Origin of the sequence: Ruminococcus sp. RTP21358st1_G6_RTP21358_211008 (assembly GCF_040908885.1) — a bacterium.
Classification (GTDB): Bacteria; Bacillota; Clostridia; order Lachnospirales; family Lachnospiraceae; genus Blautia_A; species Blautia_A faecis.
The window spans coordinates 1-21,088 of the sequence record NZ_JBDGDM010000038.1 but is presented as its reverse complement, the minus strand read 5'-3'; the positions used below and the strand labels follow the sequence as shown (position 1 = coordinate 21,088).

Sequence of the window (21,088 nt, the reverse complement as noted above, 5' to 3'; positions counted from 1 at the left end):
CTTTGGCATTTAAATATTTTGAATCAATGTATTCAAGCGAAGTAGATTCCCGTTCAAATCTAATACTAAGTCTGTCGGATTATTACGATTGCGGATCCAATTATCATTGGACGCGATTTGTGAAAAAGAATCACATAGAAATAAATATGGACCCGGATAATGCAAGGAAGTAAACGAAATACAGTCATATAAATTGATCTTTTCGTCAAATCGTTCCTCCAAAACTATTACTTGTTCATAATTGATTCTTAATTCCTCCAATATTCTTCTCCAAGCTGTTGAACTGCTTAAATTATAAACGATATATTCAACAAAATCCATATTAAAATTTATTTGCTGAGACAAATATTTTTCCAAATCATTGATAATATGGCTATGCCATTGCTGATAAAAGTATGCTCTTTGTCTACTGATATCAAAAGCCGTCTTTTGGCGTGCAACACCAGAACAATGATATGCAATTGCTTCAGCACAATACATACAAATATAACCGTGAAGAGACATTTTTAGTGTTAGTTCCATTCCTTCGTGAGAATTAAAATACGTCTCATTAAACCCACCCAGTTGCCAAAAAACTTTCTTTTTTACTGCACACAACGCCATTGTTAATGCTTGTCGAGATGCTGATTGTTTAATAATCTTATCCGTTGACTTTCTCATAGAAAAAAGGTGTCCGCTCTTAAATTCCGAAAACACATGTCCAGTACTTTGAACCAAACCACTTTGCGGGTATAGAAGTAATGGTTGTACAGCCGCGATTTTTTCATCACTGTTTAGTGCGCAAATCATTTTATTGATGCAATCATTATTCGGAAACACATCTGTATTAATAAAAACCAATGTTTCTGATGTGGCTACATTTACTGCCAAATTATTTACTTTTGCGAATCCTAATTTTTCCTTCAGCTTTATTAAACGAATTCTCAAGTCTATTTGAGCCAGTGAGTTAAGATAATCCATTGTGGCAGTACTGTCACAACCGTCACATGCGATAATTATTTCATCATCCGGTTTTACTGAAGGTAACAAAAACCCAAAGAAATTACTCATGAGTGCATATGTATTATTCATTGCAATGATATAACTAATCATATATATTCTCCTCCAACCAGCGGATAACTACATATTATCCCATTATCCATGTCAGCTAAGGCATTAGCGAGAGTAGTGCGGCTGCTCGTATACGGGACTTTACTTGAAGGTTATGTTTATAACAAAAGTTCTTTGGGGTTAGCAGCAAAATATGGTATACTTAATGAAAAATAATAGGGAAGAGTGCTGTGGCAATTTATACTTCAGGCATGATGATATGGTATGTACTCTTCTTCCGATACATAAGATGGGAGAGCTATACGCATGAGGATTATTACACAAGCGATTAGAGTGATTGACTATGAAAATAACAAAGTACTGCCGAGAGATATTATGCCTAAATTCGGTGAGTATATAGAGCAGTTGATTAGTTATATAAACGGTAATACTTCAATACGGGAATATAAAACACAATCCGTTGGAGGGGAAGTCATTAGTAGTATTCTGGAAATCGTTGAGAACAGATCGAACGAAGAAATAATCCTGCAGAGAATAGATATGATGGCGGAACGATTGCTGCGTAAGGAGAGAGAAGCACAGGAGCAGGTAGCAAGCATGGATATTAAGGTACAGAAGGGGAGTCTGATACTTTCATTAATTGAACATGATGAAAATTTATTGTTCCTGCTAGCAAAAGTTGAGCATACAGATTTTTTCGATGATACGGATTATAGCATTAAATCAGGATTTTCAAAAGATACGAAAAAGATATGGAAAACATGCTTATTTGAAATTTATGATGTAAGAGCGGAACAGTTTTGTGCAAAAATATACTCTAATACAGTTGCGAAATACTGGTGGCATGACTTTTTGGAATTAGAAGAACTTCAAAGCGATGAATGCAATACAAAAAGAGCGTTTAAAGCAATAGAAAATACATTAAACAGAAATCTAAAAAAAGTGGCACCGTATGATCATATGGTGATTCAGAATGCGATATATTTATATTTTAGCAGTACTGAGCAGTTTGACTTTTCTGAAATGTTAGAGAGGAATGTAAAGAACTATACGCCTAATGATATGACTGTTGAAAAGAAAGAGGAGCTCTTGCAGAAACTGCAGAAATTACCGGAAGAGCAGCACTTTGACCAGCAGTTCCACCCTTCTCTTTCAGTAATCAAACGTAAGATGAAAAAAACATATGATGTGTATAGCGGAATTCAGATTAAAGTAACCAGTGCAGTTGAGGATTTAGGAGATGTTATCGAAGCATATCAGGCAAATGACGGAAAAAGATATCTTAAAATTCGTATAGATAATGATGTGACATTTCGGACTTTTGAAAGGAAAGCAGAGAGTTAGGGGGAGAAATTTTGTTAGACCATATTATGGATAAGATAACTGATCTGACTGAGGAAGAGCGCCGAAAAATTTATACTGCCCGGTTTACATTTCAATCGAAGCAGGCAGTGAGTTATTCGGAATTGGCGGATATTATGCGGAAGATCCCATTGAGAGATGAAATCAGAATCTTTTTGGAATCCGAGAATGAAGATACTTTTATGATGAACAGAAATTCTACAGAAGCAGAGTATCGGGAGTTTATGGGAGAAATTTTGGAAGATGAAGTTATTTCGGCGAAGATTGAGATAAACAAAACTTTATCGGCAGGATATTTTTCTATTTACCGATTTCACAAATTTGCTGAAGATATTGTCAGATTACCAATGGATGAAGTACTGAAAATATTTGCTATGTTGTTGGATGAGGCGGAAAATAGTATAGTATTTGAAATGTTTGACAATGCAAACGCCTTTTATACCAAAACAATGTATTTCCTTCCTACAGGGAACAATGAAACGTCATGTTCCTTTGACAGAAAGCAGAGATTGTCAGAATGCAGGGACACATCTTATCTTTATAATCAGGATGTGTACGCGCTTCTTCCAGATGATTTTAAAATAGAAGTAGGATACGAGGGAAATCCGTTTAAAGAACTGTTTTTTAGACTGGAAACAGTTTTAGCAGCCAGTATGGTGGCATCAAATGCAATGTTGCAGGAGGGGCAGATAAAACTTCAAATTGTAGGGCAGCGTTCCATAGATTATGCTTTTAAGATAGACGATGTAGAAGGGAACCGGGTGTTGTACAAAATATATGATTGGATATATTCAGGTGGGAGTTCCATTGACAAGGCAATTATTGCCCGGAATATCATCTGTCTGCATTGTAAATACGAGCCGCTGTTAAAGGTGGATACAAAAATCCTTGCTTCTATTCAATCTAATTATAATCTGTACTTAAAAGATAATGTGACGCAGTATCTTGAAATGAGAAATAAAGTAGCGGAGTTTATCAGTGATATTATGTCCAGAACCGGGGAATATGCAACGGATCTGCTTGATAAATTCAAGACCAATATCATAGCAGTGTTTGGATTTTTGTTTTCCGTGATTCTTGCGAACATCGTATCAGATCAACCGCTGGATAATATTTTTACAAGGGATATTACAATTATTTTGGAATTGGTGCTGGTGGGATCAGTAGGATATCTTCTTATTTGCTACAAGCAGTCAAAATTTCAGATGGAGAAAGTTTACGATAGTTATGAGAAATTAAAAAAATCTTATGAAGGGATATTGACCGAGGATGATGTCCGGGAGTGCTTTCAGGATGACAGTCTGCTCAATGACATGAAGCAAACTGTAAGCAAAGCAGAGAAAAAATATTTGTTTTTGTGGATTGCTTTTCTTTTAATATTCTTTGTAATCATTGAAAAGATTAGTGAGGCTCCGATCGTGTTTCCGATTGTAAAAGAAGTGGCAGGAAAATGGCGGGTGATTCATTAATATGGAAAAAGATGTATTGGTACAAAAGGAAAGAGGTTTTATAGAAAAGTTCATGGTCCCTCAGATGTACGATCTGTTTCGGTTTGGCGGCAGTTCTGTGAAGGATGATGAGATGGGCATGCAAAGAATGCTGCAGAACTTTTCTGGCCTTTTTACGGAAGAACAGCTACGCAAAAACATGGAAAAGTACAACCTGCAGAAGATGTTCGGGGTGGTAAAGGAATATTTCAAAAAGGAATATGGATATGCGGGTGATTCTATCATACTGAGCAATAATTATCAGCATACTATTAATAGTTACATATATAATGACAGGGAAAATCCGGCATTTATCCATATTGATGAACTGTTTGAATCTACGGTGATTGCATTTCTCCTATCTATGTTTAAGTGGTCGAAAGATTTTGGAAACCTGGAGATTTACAGTGAGTGCTTCAAATATGTTTTATTTCTGATGAATGATGTATGTATTTTCGGAAAGATGCAGGGAACCGATTCGAATGATGTGCTTCTGGGACTGGTATCCGGAGATATACAAATTTTACAACTCGCAGAGGATTGTTACTGGACGATTGTGGTTTTCAGTCTGGCGCATGAAGTTGCCCATGCATATCTGGCATATACGGGTAGACAATATTCCAAACAGCATCCGGAAAAGGAAGAATACAACGCCGACATGATGGCATATCATATTGTCCTGAAAATCATTATGGAGAAAGAGGGTGAAGAACAGATTTTAGAAAAGTACACTTATCTAGCGCCCATGATGTATATGGATTTCTTTGACCTGTACTATTATACAGACCGGGTACTGTACAAATCAAGGCTTTCCGATCCACAGCATCCCTGGCCGGTTGATAGAAAAAACCGGTTGTTTGCAGTTGTGAATAAAGATGAATATGACTTTGATACAGTGGATGGAAATCACTTATATAGCGGGTTCCTTGATGTTTATGATGAATATAAAGACCAGGTTTTATTGAAAATGGAACGTGGAAAATTGGATAAGATCCTCCATACGGAGAGAAGAAATAGAATGCGGTGTGTAAAAGTATGACAAGGCAGGATGCGATAGAGTATGATAACTGGTTAAAAAGCGGGCTGATGCAGGAAGCAGAAGTTCTTGGGCTTGGTGAAAAGGCAGGGAGTGACCTTGCAGATAGGTACATCACAGTAATCCCGGATGACGAGAGGAAAGGAATGGTTTTTCTGGGAGAGGAAGCAGCCTCCTATAAACTGGGAAATGTACGACTGGATCTCAAAAAAGCAATCGTTGCAGCTCTGGAGTTGGCAGCATCGGTTAGTCTGCCGGAAAGCTTCTTCAATTATTTGCAATTATTGATTGTTGGGGCATTTTTTATCCAGAAATCTACGAAACAGGAGATTGGAAAAAACGAAGCTTATATATTGTATTTCCTTCATCAGAAAAATTGCTATGAAAGAGGAATTGATGAGGAAGATTTTCAGGATGAGTTTAAAATTTGGTGTGAAGAAAAAATGGAAAGCTGCCCGGATGGAGTGAAATGTAAAAAGGCGCTGAGAACACTGCGTAAGTACAAGGTAATTGATATAGAAGATGGAAAAATTTATTTAAGAGAGCGTGTAATAGGATATGTTGAGTGAAAGTAAATTTGAATCTTTGATTCCAACAAAAAAGTAATCTTTGCCTTTGTGTAGGGTAAAACCGTGTTCCGGGCAATCCTGCGGTTGACGAAAAAAAGCGATCAGAATCCAGAAAGTGAGAGCGGGCAAGAGGTAGAGTTTGTTGATATGTTAAAAGAGCAGGAAAAAGAAACGCCGGATGTGGGAGAAACTGAATAACTGGTCTTGTTTTTGAAACATTCATATTATGCCGGGATACCTGCAGGACAGCTTAGCATGGTTATGGAAAACGTTATCCATTTGGCGGAGAAAAAAGCAGAGAAAATCGGGGCGGAAACTGTAGTTAGCACAAGTTATAGGGAGTACGTTCAGGAAAGAGAGGATTATGCAAAAGCAAACTTTTATCTGTATATCTCAAAATCCAAGAATGGACTGATGCAGTTGGAACTGATGGAAATTTAGTAAATAATACGCTGTCTTATATTAAGTTCGGTAATGGCATTGATTCAGTGGATGAGATTGTAAAAACAGAAAGTGTGAAACAAAAGCTCGTCTATGCGACAGTTACTTATACCAATAAGTCAGATGAAGAAATTAACCATATGCTTTATATTGGTACATTGCTGTTGATGGACCATGAAGATGGATCATATCAAATTTACGATCCGACAGAACAGTCCGGAGATGACTACGACCGTGTTATATGGGATGGTGTTGCACGTACAGCTGAAATGACATACAACAGTATATCAGAGGATTATGGAAATGGAGGAAACTATATTTCTTCATTAAAACCTGGTGAGAGTATACAGGTGAATATGGCATGGATCGTAAATGAGAATGACTTGAATAATATGTATCTGAGTCTTAATGGTGATGGAGCTACATATGAGTTTTCAGATTCAATGTTAAAAACAGGATTGGTGGACATATATCAGTAATGAAAATCTTATTATAGAGAAGAGGCTGTCCGTAGTGGGCAGCTTCTTTTAGACATATTCAATCACCCAGCTACATTTTGCAATTCCTCTTTTCCACAGAAAATGTCCTGCGTATTCATATAATTAGCTTAAATAATTCGCATTTTCTTTCTTGTAATCATTCAGCTGGCCATATATAATAAATGCCAAATTGATTTGCTGGAGGAAACTATAATGCTCGAATATATCTCTGCTCCAGAAGCGGCGAAAAAGTGGGGGTATCTCTGAGCGGCAAGTACAGAAGTTGTGCGAAGAAAACCGCATATCTGGCGCAGCAAGACTCAGCCGTATGTGGCTGATACCAAAGGACGCAGAAAAGCACGTTGATGGGCAACTGAAAATTAGCAAATCTACGGATATGTAACATTTCACGGACATTTGCCTGTTATACTGTAGATACAAAGGAAGTGAGGATATGAAGCAAATTTTGATTGTTGAGGATGACAGCTTTTTGAATAAGATGCTGTCCTATAATCTGACAGCAGACGGTTACGGCGTGACTTCTGCCCTGAATTTCAGAACCGCTGCTGAAGCTGTTCGTCAGCGGGAATTTGATTTGATACTGCTGGATGTCAATCTCCCCGATGGCAGCGGCTTTGAACTGTGCAAACTCGTAAAGCCTAACTGCCCGGATGCAATTGTGATTTTTTTGACTGCCAACGATCAAGAGAGCGACCAAATACGAGGATATGAAGTTGGTGCAGTAGATTATATTACAAAACCTTTTTTGGTAGGAACCTTGCAGAGGAAAATCAAAGCGATGTTTTCGTTGTTGGAACATCATAAGTCTGCAAAGGAAGTTTACGACGATGGGCGGCTATTCTTGGATTTCTCAGAGCATTCCGCTTCACTAAACGGCATCTCACTAACCCTGTCAGCAATGGAATTTAAGATGCTGAATCTGTTCCGCAGAAACCCAAAACAGGTATTGACGCGCAGACAGTTATTAGAAAAACTATGGGATATTGACGAGCGTTTTGTAGACGAACACACGCTGACAACTTCTGTGAGCAGAATCCGCAGCAAGATAGAATCCGATGGCGGTGCGCCCTACATCAAGACAATCTATGGTTTGGGGTATCAATGGACAGGAGGCGAAGCAAAGTGAAGTTGCAAGGTCTTTCAGTAAAGCGGTTATTTTTTTATGTGATAATAGGACTTATCCTCTCCATGACCGTGGCCGCTGCCATTTTATATTATATAACAGAGCAAGCTGCGGTGTTAGCTGTCGGTGCTGTGCTGATTTTGTGCGCCCTTGCGTGGCTTCTTGCTTTGACACAAATATTGGGAAAGAAACTCGCTCTCTTTACCTCTGATCTATGCGGGACCTTAGATCATATGATTGCCGGAAATAAAGGCATCTCTCTTTCCGAGGACAGTGAGACACAGCTTGCCAGAATTGGTCACAGGCTGGCAAGGTTATATCAGATCATGCAGGAGGATCGTCGCCGGGTGGAAGAAGATCGGCAGGAATTGCAGTCTCTTGTATCGGATATTTCCCATCAGGTGAAAACCCCCGTAAGCAATCTGAAAATAGCAACAGACACACTGTTGGAAAAGCCTATGGCTGAGGCAGAGCGCACGGACTTTATTCGTGGAATCCGTACACAGACAGATAAGCTGGATTTTCTTTTTCAGGCGCTTGTGAAAACCTCCCGGTTGGAAACAGGCGTAATCCAGTTGGAGAAGAAAGTAAGCAGCCTATATGACACAGTGGCGCAGGCCATGAGTGGAATCGTATATGCCGCAGAGAAAAAAGAGATTTCTGTGTCCGTAAACTGTCCGGAAGAATTGATGCTTTCCCATGACAGCAAGTGGACGGTCGAAGCACTCTTTAATCTTTTGGATAACGCGGTGAAATACACATCGGTTGGCGGAAAAATCTCCGTATCAGTCGTACAATGGGAAATGTATGTGGAGATTAAAGTAGCTGATAATGGTAAAGGAATTTCTGAAAGCAATCAGGCAGCTATTTTTCGGCGCTTTTACCGCGAGGAAGAAGTGCATAGCGAGCCCGGCGTCGGCATAGGATTGTACCTTGCCCGCGAGATCATAACAAGACAGGGCGGTTATATTAAGGTGGTTTCTGCGCTGGGAAATGGATCTGCGTTTTCTATCATGCTTCCCGCGAAATAATATGTGGTGGGTGGTCGTTTTTGACTGCCTGCCATTTTTTGAAATGTCCGAGGGCTGTAACATTCCACCTTGATTTGCAGTGATACAAATTGACCGTTGTAACATTTCACGGACATTTAGGTTTTACAATATCCCCATTAAAAGGCGGGTAGCCTTGAAAGGAGTTTCTATATGAGCGTTTTACAGACAATTGACCTGAAAAAGTATTACGGCACAGAGCCAAACATTACTCGTGCTCTTGATGGCGTGAATTTTTCTGTAGACGATGGCGAATTTGTTGCGGTGGTTGGAACCTCCGGCAGCGGCAAGTCCACGTTGCTTCACATGATGGGGGGACTGGATACGCCCACCAGTGGAACCGTGATCGTCCGCGGTGAGGAATTGGCAAAGAAGAATGACGAACAACTCACTATTTTCCGTCGCCGCAACATCGGTTTCATTTTTCAGAATTACAACCTCGTTCCGATTCTGAACATATATGAAAATATTGTCTTGCCTGTCGAATTGGACGGCGACACAGTGGATAAGAGATTTTTGAACGAGATTGTTTATTTGTTAGGTTTGGAAGATAAACTGAAAAAATTGCCGAATAATCTTTCCGGCGGACAGCAGCAGCGCGTAGCGATTGCCCGGGCTCTGATTACCAAACCTGCTATCGTGCTTGCCGATGAGCCGACGGGCAGCCTTGACAGCAAGACCAGCGCCGAGGTATTGGGACTTATCAAGCGCACCAGCGCTGAGTTCAAGCAGACGGTCGTTATGATTACGCACAACAATGATATTGCCCGCCTTGCAGATCGTATTATCCGCATCGAGGACGGAAAAATCGTGGGATAAGGGGGATGACGCAGTATGACATGGCCTTTTGAGAATGATACCAGTGCTATCACAAATAAGCTGGCCAAACGGAGCAGGAAAGCAGATAAGCGAAGCAAAGCCTTTCTGCTCCTTACGATTGCGCTTTCTGTCTGCATGATTTTTTCAATCATTTTAATATCCGCAGGTGCGCAGGAAGAGTTTAAGAATACACAGCGCACTAAAGGGCAGATCGCAATTCTGGGAATAACCGACGACCAGCTATCCAGTTTGCGTCAAAGTAAAGACGTTCAATGGATTGGCGAGTATGCTGCAATCGGACTATCTTATTCAGGCAATAAGACAATTACGGTTGCTTATGGGAGCGAAGATTATTTTACGCATCAGGAGGAAATGTCTTTACAAGGCAGCATCCCACAAAAGGCAAATGAAATCATGCTCCCGCAAAATTATATTGACTTTTTGGGAGAATCATATCGTCCCGGCGATATCATTACTTTTGATGTGACCGGTACGGGGGATGAAGCAGAATATACACTTTCAGGCATTTTGAACGAGGATTGCAAGAGCAATGGGTATTTTGTCTATCTGAGCAAAGATCTCGCCATGAGCCTGATGGATCACCTTCAAGTAACAGCATATACCCGTCTGAATACAGATGCAATCCGGTCTGATGCCATCCTTGACTTTACGGATAAAATCATTGAAAACACTGGCATTGTAGAAGATCAGATATATCTTACGGAGTATTCTGCCGTTATGACGGGGGTTATTCAGTCCGGCATTCAACTCCCTATCCCTCTGCTGGCTGCATTGACTGCTGTGCTGGCTGCAACGATTATATATGGTGTCTTTTACACAAAGATTGCGAAAAACGTGCAGTTGTTCGGCCAACTGCAGACAATTGGAATGACAAAAAAGCAAATAAAACGGATGGCAAAAAAAGAAGGACTCCGGTATGCTTTTACTGGTATTCCTCTTGGACTAATTGCTGGCTTGCTGATTGGGTTCGCTGCGTATCCGAAGGGATTTCAAATCAAAACGGCGACGGTCTATGCGGTACTGATTGCTATAGTGGGCATTGTAATGGTGAATATTGCAATTTTCAAGCCGGTTCGAGTCGCAATGAACACTTCTCCCGTTGAGGGCGCAAGATACCTTGCCTATTCCGGGAAAGCAAAGGTCAGTTCAAAGCTGCATCGCAAGCTGTCACCTAACAATCTTGCAAAAATCAATATTCAACGAAATCGGCAAAAAGCTATTTTGACGTTAGTAATGCTGGGTGTGAGCGGTGCGCTTTTGCTGGGTGCATCTACAGTTGCAGGTTCTATCGATCCAGAAAAACAGGCAGCTTTCAAATACTATCCTGCTGGCAGTATTCTTTTGCAGGTGAAGAATCACGTTGAAAGTTCGTTTGATAAAGAATCTGAGCCGTACGGAAGTTCAAAACTGCAACTGGAAGAAAACCCGCTTGAAAGTCAAACACTGCGGCACAACTTAGAAAATACTGCCGGAATAGAAAGCGTAACTGCATTTAACAGCGTCCAGATGTCTATTACCTTTCCCGGCGGAAGTGGTTCCCTTACCAGTATTATGAACGATTTCCCGACCTTAAATCGTGAACAACTGGCAGAAAAGCAAGCAGTTCTATCGTCTGGAACAGCAGATTACGATGTTATGACTGAAAAATATGGAATACTGGTATCCGAAAACATTGCGAATGTTGGCGACACTTTGCAATTGGAAGGGCGTTCTCCAGATGGCAGCACATTTAATGTTGACGCAGTTGTTGTAGGCACCTATAACCCAACCGATTTGATGGAACGTAGTCCGGTTGTTCCAGGCAGTCCGTATTTTATGATGACGTACGATATGGCAAAGAATCTGACAGGTATAACGGAACAGACTGGTATCTTGGCACTTACGGTCACGCCCGATCATTTTGACGAAGTCCTGAACGTTGTTCAGGAAATTGCAGAGCAAAACGGAAAAATATCGGTCAATACGATTGAGCAGACGATTAAAAACATTCAGTATCGGTACAGTTCATCGATAAAGGCACTATACATGGCAGCAGCGATCCTGTTTACATTTGGCGGTATCAGCCTTATGAATATGTTGATGGTTGATTTTCAGAATAGAAAACGGGAATTTGGTCTGCTGGAAGCTGTCGGGGCAACACAAAAGCAGCTAAAAGCTATGTTGAGCCGAGAAATTGGTATCTACCTAGGTGGATCGCTGACAGTGTCACTTGCGCTGGGTACACTTATCAGTATCATAGCTTGCCAGCGTTTGGAGGCAGTAAATCATTGTATATCATTAAAACTACCGTGGCTGTTCCTCATAGCACTTATTGCTGCAATGGTAGTTATCTATATGATTTTCACGGCATACGCAAAAGCTGAATTAAGGAAAACCGGAATTTTATCTGCCATTCGCGAAGAATAAACACAAATGATAATAAATCAGCGGAACACTCGATAAATGCTGTTCTGCTGATTTTTCATTTTTGCCAGAAAGAACTTCAGGAAGGAAAACGCGACGGCAACGAGAACGGCGGCAAAAGAGATCGTGTCACCTATAGAAAGCTATGTAGATGAACATTGAAAATACACCCCATACAACGACCGTTCAGACGGAGCAGAACGTCCCGGCGCTGGTACGGAAGATTGGAAAGACAACCTACAAAGGTGCGCGTACATTTCAGCACCACCAGCACCGAAACCATGAGCGACAAAATCAAACGGATGCTGAAAAACGAGGTGCGGCAGATGCGAGCTTTTTGTAAATTTAATGTAAATTTAATGAAAAAGTCCTTGACAAAATGTTTCTGGAATTATATGACGAAACGTTTTTAGATGTATAATACATACATAAAAAACGATATATCATCTGCTTTAGCGATTTTGAGTTGCCCAAATTTGAAAGTTAGGAAAATCTTAATAATTTCTCAGGCAATCCATTGTGAATTTAGATGCTGTATTTGTTATACTTAATCGAGTACAAGCAAAAAGGAGAGTTGAAAATATGTCTGAAAAGATATTGATTATAGATGACGAGCAAGATATAGCGGATCTGTTGGAGGTCTACTTGAAAAACGAAAATTACGTCGTTTATAAATTTTACTGCGCAACGGATGCCATGTCGTGTATTGAAAGCGGTGACATTGATCTTGCCATTCTGGATATTATGCTCCCGGATATGAACGGCTTTACACTTTGCCAGCTTATCCGAAAGAAATACACTTATCCAATCATAATGCTAACGGCTAAAATTGAGGAAACGAATAAAATAACGGGGCTGACATTGGGCGCGGACGATTATGTGACAAAACCTTTTCGCCCACTTGAAGTAGTTGCCAGAGTGAAAGCGCAGTTAAGACGTTACAAGAAATATTCGCCCGGTATCATCACAGAGAAAGTTCCATCGGAACTTTCCTATAACAAATTGTGCTTGAATGTTCAAACCCACGAATGTTTGTTGGATGGGGAATCTGTTTCTCTAACCCCGACAGAGTTTTCTATTCTCCAAGTCCTTTTGTCAAGTGCTGGAAATGTTGTAAGCATTGAGGAACTGTTTCATGCGGTTTGGAAAGATGAATACTACTCTAAAAACAGCAGCACAATTACTGTGCATATCCGGCATCTGCGCGAGAAACTGAACGATACTTCCGATACTCCGCAGTATATTAAAACAATTTGGGGTGTCGGCTACAAAATTTAAGCGAAAGGAGAACGCTATGAAGAGAAAATCAAATTGCTTCGTAACCATTTTATTCTTAATTTATCTGGCACTCTTGGTTTGGATCATACTTTTCAAATTACAATTTTCAATTAGTGATCTGGACAAGATAAGAAGTATAAACTTAATTCCTTTTCACTATGACAAGGAAATTGGAGCAGCATTTCACTTAACAGAGGTGCTCGATAATTTCTTGATATTTGTGCCTATGGGGATTTATCTTCAAATGCTTCTGCCAGGAACAAAATTATATGTGAAATTCATGCTGATTGCTGGAACAAGTTTTTTATTAGAAACTATGCAGTATATCTTAGCAGTCGGACGGTCGGATATTACCGATGTACTCACAAATACGGCAGGCGGTCTTTTGGGACTTGCTGTATATTCGATAGCAGCCCGGTTAATCGGAAATAGAATAAAAGCAAACAGACTGTTTTCCATTCTGGCAGGCATAGTAAGTGTTGTCGTGATTGGCCTGCTTGGCTTTCTTTTGTTTGCTAATCGGTAGGAGGTGTATTCATGTCGAATAAAGAAATGGTAACAGAAAAGCGCCTTAAAGTGCGCCTATACCTATCATTGCTGGTTTATACCGTTGTTGGATATGGTTTGACCCTTATCTTGGACTACATCTTTTCAAAATTTGATAACGGTATTTTTGCATGGCTCTATTGGCGGCTTGGTCCGCTGTTTATTCTGTATCTGGTGATAGGCTTTGTATGTATCTTCAATTACTATTGGAAAAAGCCGTGGGACTATCTGGATGAAGTAATTGACGCAACCCAAACGGTCTATGAGCAGAACAGCCATACCGTATCGTTGTCTGATCCGTTGAAAGAACTGGAGGAACAGCTCAATCAGATCAAAATGTCTGTTCTGTTAAGCAAGCAGGCTGCAAAGCAGGCAGAAGAAAAGAAAAATGAAATTGTCATGTACCTGGCACATGATATACGCACCCCTCTCACAACGGTAATCGGCTATTTGAGCCTGCTCCATGAAGCCCCTGATATGCCTGAGCAGCAAAAGGAAAAGTATGTGAAGGTCGCGTTGGACAAAGCAGAGCGCCTTGAAAGACTTATCAATGAGCTTTTTGAAATTACCAAGTACAATGCACATACGGTCATTATCAAAAAAGAAAATGTAGATTTACATTGTTTGATTGCGCAGGTAATAGATGAAATATACCCGACACTCTCTGTAAATAGCAACACGGCGGTATTTACTGCGGAGGACAACTTATATGTGAACGCTGATCCCGAAAAGCTGGCGAGAGTTTTCAGTAACCTTTTACGAAATGCAGCGTCATATAGCTACCCGCAGACAGAGATCACTATATCCGCCAAACGGTTAGAGCATGATATACAGATCACTTTTGAAAATCGTGGAAAAACAATTCCACAGGAACAGCTTAACAGTATATTTGAGAAATTCAATCGGTTGGATGAAGCCCGGCTTTCCAATACAGGTGGTGCGGGGCTTGGTCTTTCTATTGCGGAAGAAATTATACATTTACATGGTGGAAAGATTACTGCATCCAGTCAAAACGAAACCATAGACTTTGTGATTACATTACCCCTTTCCGCTTAGGAAAATAAGAATGTGATCTTAGGAATTGCTTAGGAATTTAAGCGTGTGATTTTTGAGATTGAAAAGCCTTTGTTCGGTACAATGATTATCGAACAAGGGCTTTTTATTGTTCAGCCGAAGCAAAAGAAAGGAGTGTAAGCATGGAACTCGTTGTTACTTTCCTTGTCGGGATTACGGTACACATTCTGATTTTAGATGCAGCGTTCGGGACAGATTGCTTAAAAACATCGTTTCAGATGCTATACTCTATCATTAACCTGCCAAACATCAATCTGGGGCAGTTGCAGATAATTCTCGCAGCAGCGGGCTTACTTTCTGTATTAGCAACGGTTAGCTGTACGTTGTTCCTGTCTGCAAAATGTAAAGACACATTGACAGTTTTGCTGATTTCTATTGTAGTTCTTCTCATGCCGCTTTTTGCTTATGTGGCGATGGGAGCAACATGGCTCTCCACCATACTTCCATCTGCCGGAATTGGTATGCAGAACAATTTCCTTTATCAGCTTGCAAATTTCAATTATCTGAATATCGGTGGAATGAGTTTCTGGACACCGCAGATTATTTTGCTTTCGGCAGGAATTGAATTATTTGTGTTTATATTATTGGCAATTTATTCCTATTGCAGACATCAGGTAGCATAAAAGAAGTTCAAAATAGAATGAATTGATTATCTGCCGCATGACGGTAAAAGAAAAAAAGCCACCGTTTCTTTGTGGCAACACAAACCTATGATGAATTTTCCGGAAATATTGTAGCTAATAGCATTGTTTATGCGTTGAAAATATCTGAAAAATTGATGATAGTAGAAATATAATATTAAAATAAAAAATAATATAAAAAATTGTTTTACTTTAGAGGAATATATAGTATAATACACCCATAAGAAGTGATAAAAAAATAACAAGTTGACCTAGCCAAACATAATAAGTTTTACTTTTGTGTTTGGCTTTTTTTATTTGATGGTCATGCTAAGAGAATGTATAAAGTTAGAGAAATAAACATAGGAGGAAAAACATGGGAGAGATTGCAGCAAGAAGAATCGTAAAGGATAATCAGAAGAAAATTGTTGAGAATCTGATAGAAGGTAAGATAATGTTTGAAGATCAATTCGAAGATCCAATAACTAGAACCACAGTTGCTGAAATTCGAAGAATTATTGAAGAAGAGTATGGATTGGAGGAAGAATCTATAAGCTATATGGAAATTCCGATTAACGGAGAATGGAAATATGTTTTTTGGAGAAATGTAGAAGAAAATGTTATTTCTCTTGATGACATAAAGGAAATGGCAAGAATACATTTTACAAAATAGAAGTATGTGAGAATACATATGAGGCGCTCCATATGGGAGATGCAATTAATATATTTTATCAAAGATAAGCAAAAAGGTGCTTATAGTACAAAAAATGAATGGATAAAGTTCAATAATATGAACTGTGTAATGTGAAAATTAGGAGATATAAATAAAAATATGAGATGTCCATATTGTGAAGGAAAAATGCGAAAGGGTCAGTTGCATGCGGTTGGTGCAGGGGCAGGACTGGAGTGGAAAGAAAGCTCTGAGAGTTTGCGGTTAAATACGGATCCAGAGTTGGCAGCAAGGATATCTGGAGACCGCATAGCTGCCTATAATTGTGATTTTTGCAGAAAGATTATTGTCTCTTACGAATATTGAGATTTTCAATTTATTGAATAATATGCTTTATGTAGAGATGGGAACCAATTGAATTTGAATACGATTAATTGCGAGGAATCAGGCGATGAAGATAAAACGTGGAGATATTTATCAGATAAAATTGTATCTGGAACCTAAAAAAATTTCTGATCATAATAGAAGAGACAATGGAACTTTGTCATTTACCGGGGTAGAACTAATAGATGCTATTGTGTCGGTTGGGATGCCAGATGTATATTTGACCGAGAAAAAGATAATAGACCGTAAAGAAGAAATATATTTCAAAATTAGATTATTTGAAACATTTGTTTCTTTATTGCCAAAGGGAGAACTTTCATTTGATTTAGCAAGAAAAGATTATTTGGATAGTACAGAAGTTGGTGCAATTAATTACTGGCTTGGGATGATACTTACTACAGTACTTGGAAAGAAAAAGTACTCTTATGAGTATATGGTTCACTTATCAATGGTATTAAAACTCAGTTCACAGCCGTCCATAGAAAAATATCAATTTCTTTCAGCTAATGGTAAAACTACATACAAATCACCGGATTTAATAGCAATGAACAATTTGGGCGGCTTCTATGGTGTTTTTGAATCAAAAGGATGTAGTGAGTATAAAAAAGAAACGATGGAAAAAGGCTTTGTTCAAGCAAAGTCAATAGAGAAGATAAATACAGAATTTCCGAAAAACTCTTTAGTTGTAATGACCGTAACGGGAAAGGATAAAATAGAGATAATAGAAAAAGATCCAGAGGGCGAGGAAGGCCGGATAAAAGTTAATTTAAGTTTCCTACAAATGTGTCATTATTTGCCGATTGTTGAGTTGATCGTGGAATTAGGCCCAGAGGAACAGGAAGACTGGACATTTGGTTCTCTCGTATATGAGGAAGAAAAGTATTCTATTGGAATTCCTACGGTTTTGTATAAGGAACTTCTGCCAATAGCAGAAGGTAAGGAAGAAAATTTACTGGATGAGTTTCTTGAAAAAATTTCTTCTAAGGAAACATATTTATTAGATATCGTTCCAGATGAGGCAAGGCAGCATATTCTTCATGTAAAATAGAAATATGGAACCTTAAATCTTTATCAACAAATTAATGTAGATGTGGGAGGAAAGGGATATGAAAAAAGAATATAAGGTACTTATTTGTATTCTGGCTTTGATATTCAGCATAGGTGCGACTTGCATAGGTTTTGGATTGATTGGGAGCTCTTCTATGAAATTTGGAATGAAATATGTGTGTGATTTCGTTTTTCTGATGCAAACAATAGCTACATGCTGGGTTGTTATAGAATTGCTCAAAAAGTAAGCTTATTAGAGGGCTTTGAGTAAGTACCAGTATCTGACATATGAGAGGAAGGCACTGTTATGGATGGTATAAGCAGCAGAAAATTAACATGGGGAATTTGCATCGTTGGAATTGCGATTGCAATAATAAGCTTCTTTTTCTTACCGGAGATTATTCCCGTTCACTTTGCTGGAAATGGAGCAGCAGATGACTTTGGCAATAAGATGGAAATTTTTTTAATGCCGATACTTCTTTTGACAGTTACGATCTTGAGTGGTATAAAAAGTGTAAAGTATGTTCTGATGCATTCGAAAACTTGGCTAACAGTTGGTCAATATAACCTGATGATTGATTGTGTTTTAGGAATTATTTTGATTGCAGAAATTTTTATGATTTATGCTTCGTTTGTTTAAAGGCTGATCTATAAATAAAGAAGCAGATATATGGCAGTTTCTGGTTCATTGGGCAGGCTGTTTTATATCAAAGTGTGAAGAGGAGCTGGTTCATGATGAAAAAAGTAATTCCAATTATTTTATTTACGGTATCAGCAATATTGCTTTCTGCATGTGGCAGAAAAGAAGAACTGTACGAGATTCCTGACCTGTCACAGTACAAGACAGATTATGTAGGAGATTCTTCGAATGTTATAAATATTGTAAGTGGGCAAGAGTATCCGGAAGGATATTCTTATGATAGCATACAGATACAGTCTGAAACGAAGCCTTATGGATTAACAGTATTTCTAAAAGTTGAGCCGTCTGCAGTTAAGATTGAAGATGAATTGCAAGTTAATGCGGATATGACATTTGATTTGATTGGTAATTTGGAAACGCTTGATTATAAAATAGCGGATAGTAAGGAAATCATTGCATCGTATGAACGGTAGATCATTCAGTGGTTAATATTTTGTCTGCTATTATATAGTAAGAAAAACAGGAAAGCGAAACATATATTTGGAGGACAGCAATGAGAAAATGCGAAAAGTGTGGAACAGTCATGAGAGCGGATTTAAGACTTAAAGTTAATGGCGGTGGCTATGGGATCGTTGTAGATGTAGATGAAAAACAAAAAACGACAACTATAGATGATGTTAAAGTTGCAGTCTGTCCAGAGTGTGGACATACAGAAATGTATTTAGAGGATTTAACTAAATTGAAGTAAAATTAGATATGATTGAAACAGGATAAAAAATTTTGATGGAATGCTTGTGGAGAAAATAAATATGAAAAAACTTAACTATACAGAAGATTTATTGAGAGTTATCTTCTTTTGGATAGGAATATTCTTTCTTGTTTCCGGTGTCTTAAGTTTTCTTGGGATATTAAAACCAGCAGTAAACTCAGGCATTCAGGATCCAGACATGTTGGGAACTGTGTTTTCTATAACGGGAGTGCTTTTGTGTATAATAAGTGCTGCTCTTGGAATTTATACTGTAAAGCTTGATAAATTACATTTACAATTAATCGAAAATGGTACAAAAGTGAAGGGCTTGGTAGAAAAAGTATATTTGCAAAAATATACAAGATATAGAAGACAGATTCCATACAGGATTTTATATAGTTTTACATATCATGATAAAGTGTATTATCATAAAAGCCGTTTGGTATGGAAAAAGCCGGATCTTAAGAAAGGCGACTTGATTACCGTATATGTAAATAATCTTGGTAAATCAACAGTTTATAATTGCAATGAAGCGGTCTGATATCTAGCCTCTATAGTTCGGAAAAATACTGCACGATCTGTGGTTTACAGAAGATTAGCTTCAAAGAATGCTGAGGATGAAAAATGCAAATCCATCAGATGTATGGAAATTCAGAGATTATTAATTGGACAAATTGAAAGCTGAAAGGAAAACAGCCTATCCGTTTTCTGCATTAGCGGATCCGTCTGCTAATAAGTGGTTTACAAATCAAAAAACGTGGTAAGAGTATTTTCATAATTCTGTTCGATTTTGTCTATGTTTTCGAGAATCCTGTTCATATACTAATGCAACTAAATTAAAGTATAATAAGGGAAACCATTGAAACTGGGTTTCCGTAAAGGACATTCCTGTGATGGCAGGAGTGTCCTTTACATATAGCGGTAAATTCTGAAGTAGTTGGCATAGAAGTTCATGAGTAAACGGTAGAACACAGGTACATTGACAAATATCAGGCCGCTTTTAGCGGCTGTATCATTTTTCCTCTGCCTGCTTAGGTTTTTGGATATGCGCTGGCAGTGTCTTTGACCAGGGCAGAAATTCTTCGAGGAAATGTTTTATCAGGCATTGTTTTATCAGGCATTGTTTTATCAGGCATTTGAAAACGCATTGTATTACAGGGAAAAATCCGCTATAATAGAAACAAAGGTTGCTGATAGGAATCATTGCAGAACATAAAGCCAGACAAAGATACGAATTATAGATTTGGAGGGAACGTATATGCCATTATTTAAGGAAGAATATAAAAAGGAAGAGAAAATAAATGGTGTCATTTATGATATGTCGCCATCACCAAATTATCAGCATGGTATCGTAAACGGAAATATATACCGGATTATATCTGGAAAACTGCAGGGAAGTATTTGTCTGGCATTCATTGAGAACTTGGATTACAAATACCATCCTGAAATAAATGATGATTATGTAATCCCGGATGTTATGATTGTGTGTGACCGGAAATACTTAAAAGGCGGTGCCTATTCTGGCGTGCCTAAATTTATAGTAGAAACACTTAGCCCGGCTACTGCATTGCGTGATAAAACAGACAAGAAAGAAATATACCAGGAAGCTGGGGTAGAAGAATATTGGATCGTGTCACCTAGAGAAAGAGCGGTTGAAATCTACTACCTGGAAGATGGAAGTTATAAGTTGAACTATAGTTATATTCTTCAGGATGATCCAGAGGAAGCGCATTATAATGCAGACACCGTGATCACATTAAAAGAATTCCCGAATATCAGTATGGCGCTGGCAGAAATTTTTGCGGATATTGATTGAGGCTTTACTATCTGGTTTTTGTGGATCCGTACAATAAGGTATGTATTCTGCAATCCACTTCAAACATGATGTATGTGATGAGAAAACAGCTGACACCAGATCAGATTGAAGAGATATTTCGTAAATTGAGTCTGATTTTTGAATTTGCAGTGCAGAGTGCGACGGCGGAATCTGTTCATGCAGATTATATCATGACAAGAAATCTGAAAGATTTTACCAAAAGTAAAGTTATAGCATTTATACCAACCGATCTTTTGGCAAGAATTTGACTCTTGTGGTAAAAATGAAAAACAAATTGTTTATAACACAAAATACAGAAAATGAATTATGTCAAGCGTTTTTGAAAATGTCCTAAAATAATTGAAGTATTAGCCCCGGCTTTTTGCTGGGGCTTGTTATATTGAT

25 protein-coding genes and 2 pseudogenes are annotated in these 21,088 nt (G+C 38.6%); 26 read left to right on the top strand and 1 reads right to left on the bottom strand.

Annotated elements, in window-relative coordinates:
• Positions 1-9: 9 nt before the first annotated feature.
• Positions 10-1,092, bottom strand: a complete 1,083-nt coding sequence (locus tag AB5Z12_RS14600; RefSeq protein ID WP_148462705.1) for a glycosyltransferase family 2 protein — start codon at positions 1,090-1,092, stop codon at positions 10-12.
• Between the two features lie 264 nt (positions 1,093-1,356).
• On the opposite strand from AB5Z12_RS14600, the gene AB5Z12_RS14595 reads away from it, so the two are divergent.
• The 26 genes and pseudogenes from AB5Z12_RS14595 (at position 1,357) to AB5Z12_RS14470 (ending at position 20,952) form a co-directional block, all read left to right on the top strand.
• The gene (locus tag AB5Z12_RS14595) at positions 1,357-2,394 is read left to right on the top strand and encodes a nucleoid-associated protein (RefSeq protein WP_148462704.1); all 1,038 of its coding nucleotides are present in this window, start codon (positions 1,357-1,359) and stop codon (positions 2,392-2,394) included.
• 11 nt (positions 2,395-2,405) lie between these two features.
• The gene (locus AB5Z12_RS14590) at positions 2,406-3,881 is read left to right on the top strand and encodes a hypothetical protein (RefSeq protein ID WP_148462703.1); all 1,476 of its coding nucleotides are present in this window, start codon (positions 2,406-2,408) and stop codon (positions 3,879-3,881) included.
• 1 nt (position 3,882) lies between these two features.
• Positions 3,883-4,938, top strand: a complete 1,056-nt coding sequence (locus AB5Z12_RS14585) for a hypothetical protein (RefSeq protein WP_148462702.1) — start codon at positions 3,883-3,885, stop codon at positions 4,936-4,938.
• A complete protein-coding gene (locus tag AB5Z12_RS14580; RefSeq protein WP_148462701.1) occupies positions 4,935-5,504 on the top strand; it encodes a hypothetical protein in 570 nt (189 codons plus the stop codon). Before AB5Z12_RS14585 ends, AB5Z12_RS14580 begins: the two co-directional genes overlap by 4 nt.
• Before the next feature lie 210 nt (positions 5,505-5,714).
• Positions 5,715-5,945, top strand: a complete 231-nt coding sequence (locus tag AB5Z12_RS14575) for a hypothetical protein (RefSeq protein WP_195587472.1) — start codon at positions 5,715-5,717, stop codon at positions 5,943-5,945.
• Positions 5,946-6,019: 74 nt separating this feature from the next.
• Positions 6,020-6,424 carry a hypothetical protein gene (locus AB5Z12_RS14570; protein ID WP_173736306.1) on the top strand — a complete coding sequence of 135 codons (405 nt, stop codon included), beginning with the start codon at positions 6,020-6,022 and terminating at the stop codon, positions 6,422-6,424.
• A gap of 213 nt (positions 6,425-6,637) precedes the next feature.
• Positions 6,638-6,827, top strand: a pseudogene (locus AB5Z12_RS14565) (helix-turn-helix domain-containing protein).
• A gap of 51 nt (positions 6,828-6,878) precedes the next feature.
• Positions 6,879-7,571 carry a response regulator transcription factor gene (locus AB5Z12_RS14560; RefSeq protein ID WP_148462699.1) on the top strand — a complete coding sequence of 231 codons (693 nt, stop codon included), beginning with the start codon at positions 6,879-6,881 and terminating at the stop codon, positions 7,569-7,571.
• Positions 7,568-8,599 carry a sensor histidine kinase KdpD gene (locus AB5Z12_RS14555; protein WP_173736307.1) on the top strand — a complete coding sequence of 344 codons (1,032 nt, stop codon included), beginning with the start codon at positions 7,568-7,570 and terminating at the stop codon, positions 8,597-8,599. The genes AB5Z12_RS14560 and AB5Z12_RS14555 overlap by 4 nt, the downstream gene beginning before the upstream one ends.
• A gap of 171 nt (positions 8,600-8,770) precedes the next feature.
• On the top strand, positions 8,771-9,436 hold the full coding sequence (locus AB5Z12_RS14550) for an ABC transporter ATP-binding protein (RefSeq protein ID WP_148462697.1): 666 nt from the start codon (positions 8,771-8,773) through the stop codon (positions 9,434-9,436).
• 15 nt (positions 9,437-9,451) lie between these two features.
• Entirely contained in the window at positions 9,452-11,863 is a 2,412-nt protein-coding gene (locus tag AB5Z12_RS14545; protein WP_368357330.1) for an FtsX-like permease family protein, read from the top strand.
• A 148-nt stretch (positions 11,864-12,011) separates the two neighbouring features.
• A pseudogene (locus AB5Z12_RS14540) lies at positions 12,012-12,189 on the top strand (transposon-encoded TnpW family protein); the annotation flags it as partial.
• Positions 12,190-12,442: 253 nt separating this feature from the next.
• The gene (locus AB5Z12_RS14535; protein ID WP_148462695.1) at positions 12,443-13,138 is read left to right on the top strand and encodes a response regulator transcription factor; all 696 of its coding nucleotides are present in this window, start codon (positions 12,443-12,445) and stop codon (positions 13,136-13,138) included.
• A gap of 16 nt (positions 13,139-13,154) precedes the next feature.
• On the top strand, positions 13,155-13,664 hold the full coding sequence (locus AB5Z12_RS14530; protein WP_148462694.1) for a VanZ family protein: 510 nt from the start codon (positions 13,155-13,157) through the stop codon (positions 13,662-13,664).
• Positions 13,665-13,675: 11 nt separating this feature from the next.
• Complete coding sequence (locus AB5Z12_RS14525) at positions 13,676-14,740, top strand: sensor histidine kinase (protein WP_368357329.1); 1,065 nt, start codon at positions 13,676-13,678, stop codon at positions 14,738-14,740.
• Between the two features lie 140 nt (positions 14,741-14,880).
• Entirely contained in the window at positions 14,881-15,381 is a 501-nt protein-coding gene (locus tag AB5Z12_RS14520) for a hypothetical protein (protein ID WP_243243568.1), read from the top strand.
• A gap of 373 nt (positions 15,382-15,754) precedes the next feature.
• Positions 15,755-16,051: a hypothetical protein gene (locus tag AB5Z12_RS14515; protein ID WP_187564930.1), complete on the top strand. Its 297-nt coding sequence runs from the start codon at positions 15,755-15,757 to the stop codon at positions 16,049-16,051.
• A 159-nt stretch (positions 16,052-16,210) separates the two neighbouring features.
• Positions 16,211-16,414 (top strand): PF20097 family protein, encoded by a 204-nt coding sequence (locus AB5Z12_RS14510; protein WP_302673742.1) that lies wholly within the window; start codon positions 16,211-16,213, stop codon positions 16,412-16,414.
• A gap of 85 nt (positions 16,415-16,499) precedes the next feature.
• On the top strand, positions 16,500-17,480 hold the full coding sequence (locus tag AB5Z12_RS14505; RefSeq protein WP_187564929.1) for a hypothetical protein: 981 nt from the start codon (positions 16,500-16,502) through the stop codon (positions 17,478-17,480).
• Between the two features lie 58 nt (positions 17,481-17,538).
• Positions 17,539-17,727 carry a hypothetical protein gene (locus AB5Z12_RS14500; protein ID WP_055056116.1) on the top strand — a complete coding sequence of 63 codons (189 nt, stop codon included), beginning with the start codon at positions 17,539-17,541 and terminating at the stop codon, positions 17,725-17,727.
• Between the two features lie 59 nt (positions 17,728-17,786).
• Positions 17,787-18,119: a DUF1648 domain-containing protein gene (locus AB5Z12_RS14495; RefSeq protein WP_187564928.1), complete on the top strand. Its 333-nt coding sequence runs from the start codon at positions 17,787-17,789 to the stop codon at positions 18,117-18,119.
• A gap of 92 nt (positions 18,120-18,211) precedes the next feature.
• A complete protein-coding gene (locus AB5Z12_RS14490; RefSeq protein WP_055056114.1) occupies positions 18,212-18,592 on the top strand; it encodes a DUF4825 domain-containing protein in 381 nt (126 codons plus the stop codon).
• A gap of 80 nt (positions 18,593-18,672) precedes the next feature.
• Positions 18,673-18,867, top strand: coding sequence for a zinc ribbon domain-containing protein (locus AB5Z12_RS14485; RefSeq protein ID WP_055056113.1), 195 nt, complete (start codon positions 18,673-18,675; stop codon positions 18,865-18,867).
• 61 nt (positions 18,868-18,928) lie between these two features.
• Positions 18,929-19,408, top strand: coding sequence for a hypothetical protein (locus AB5Z12_RS14480; RefSeq protein ID WP_368357328.1), 480 nt, complete (start codon positions 18,929-18,931; stop codon positions 19,406-19,408).
• A gap of 717 nt (positions 19,409-20,125) precedes the next feature.
• A complete protein-coding gene (locus AB5Z12_RS14475; RefSeq protein WP_187564926.1) occupies positions 20,126-20,683 on the top strand; it encodes a Uma2 family endonuclease in 558 nt (185 codons plus the stop codon).
• Between the two features lie 77 nt (positions 20,684-20,760).
• Positions 20,761-20,952 (top strand): hypothetical protein, encoded by a 192-nt coding sequence (locus AB5Z12_RS14470; protein ID WP_243243567.1) that lies wholly within the window; start codon positions 20,761-20,763, stop codon positions 20,950-20,952.
• The last annotated feature ends 136 nt before the right edge of the window (positions 20,953-21,088 follow it).

Bases quoted from the DNA above. Each gene is read 5' to 3' on its own strand.
- AB5Z12_RS14600 (WP_148462705.1), bottom strand. From the start codon at position 1,092: ATGATTAGTTATATCATTGCAATGAATAATACATATGCACTCATGAGT.
- AB5Z12_RS14595 (WP_148462704.1), top strand. From the start codon at position 1,357: ATGAGGATTATTACACAAGCGATTAGAGTGATTGACTATGAAAATAAC.
- AB5Z12_RS14585 (WP_148462702.1), top strand. From the start codon at position 3,883: ATGGAAAAAGATGTATTGGTACAAAAGGAAAGAGGTTTTATAGAAAAG.
- AB5Z12_RS14580 (WP_148462701.1), top strand. From the start codon at position 4,935: ATGACAAGGCAGGATGCGATAGAGTATGATAACTGGTTAAAAAGCGGG.
- AB5Z12_RS14560 (WP_148462699.1), top strand. From the start codon at position 6,879: ATGAAGCAAATTTTGATTGTTGAGGATGACAGCTTTTTGAATAAGATG.
- AB5Z12_RS14550 (WP_148462697.1), top strand. From the start codon at position 8,771: ATGAGCGTTTTACAGACAATTGACCTGAAAAAGTATTACGGCACAGAG.
- AB5Z12_RS14545 (WP_368357330.1), top strand. From the start codon at position 9,452: ATGACATGGCCTTTTGAGAATGATACCAGTGCTATCACAAATAAGCTG.
- AB5Z12_RS14535 (WP_148462695.1), top strand. From the start codon at position 12,443: ATGTCTGAAAAGATATTGATTATAGATGACGAGCAAGATATAGCGGAT.
- AB5Z12_RS14530 (WP_148462694.1), top strand. From the start codon at position 13,155: ATGAAGAGAAAATCAAATTGCTTCGTAACCATTTTATTCTTAATTTAT.
- AB5Z12_RS14525 (WP_368357329.1), top strand. From the start codon at position 13,676: ATGTCGAATAAAGAAATGGTAACAGAAAAGCGCCTTAAAGTGCGCCTA.
- AB5Z12_RS14520 (WP_243243568.1), top strand. From the start codon at position 14,881: ATGGAACTCGTTGTTACTTTCCTTGTCGGGATTACGGTACACATTCTG.
- AB5Z12_RS14515 (WP_187564930.1), top strand. From the start codon at position 15,755: ATGGGAGAGATTGCAGCAAGAAGAATCGTAAAGGATAATCAGAAGAAA.
- AB5Z12_RS14510 (WP_302673742.1), top strand. From the start codon at position 16,211: ATGAGATGTCCATATTGTGAAGGAAAAATGCGAAAGGGTCAGTTGCAT.
- AB5Z12_RS14505 (WP_187564929.1), top strand. From the start codon at position 16,500: ATGAAGATAAAACGTGGAGATATTTATCAGATAAAATTGTATCTGGAA.
- AB5Z12_RS14500 (WP_055056116.1), top strand. From the start codon at position 17,539: ATGAAAAAAGAATATAAGGTACTTATTTGTATTCTGGCTTTGATATTC.
- AB5Z12_RS14495 (WP_187564928.1), top strand. From the start codon at position 17,787: ATGGATGGTATAAGCAGCAGAAAATTAACATGGGGAATTTGCATCGTT.
- AB5Z12_RS14490 (WP_055056114.1), top strand. From the start codon at position 18,212: ATGATGAAAAAAGTAATTCCAATTATTTTATTTACGGTATCAGCAATA.
- AB5Z12_RS14485 (WP_055056113.1), top strand. From the start codon at position 18,673: ATGAGAAAATGCGAAAAGTGTGGAACAGTCATGAGAGCGGATTTAAGA.
- AB5Z12_RS14480 (WP_368357328.1), top strand. From the start codon at position 18,929: ATGAAAAAACTTAACTATACAGAAGATTTATTGAGAGTTATCTTCTTT.
- AB5Z12_RS14475 (WP_187564926.1), top strand. From the start codon at position 20,126: ATGCCATTATTTAAGGAAGAATATAAAAAGGAAGAGAAAATAAATGGT.
- AB5Z12_RS14470 (WP_243243567.1), top strand. From the start codon at position 20,761: ATGAGAAAACAGCTGACACCAGATCAGATTGAAGAGATATTTCGTAAA.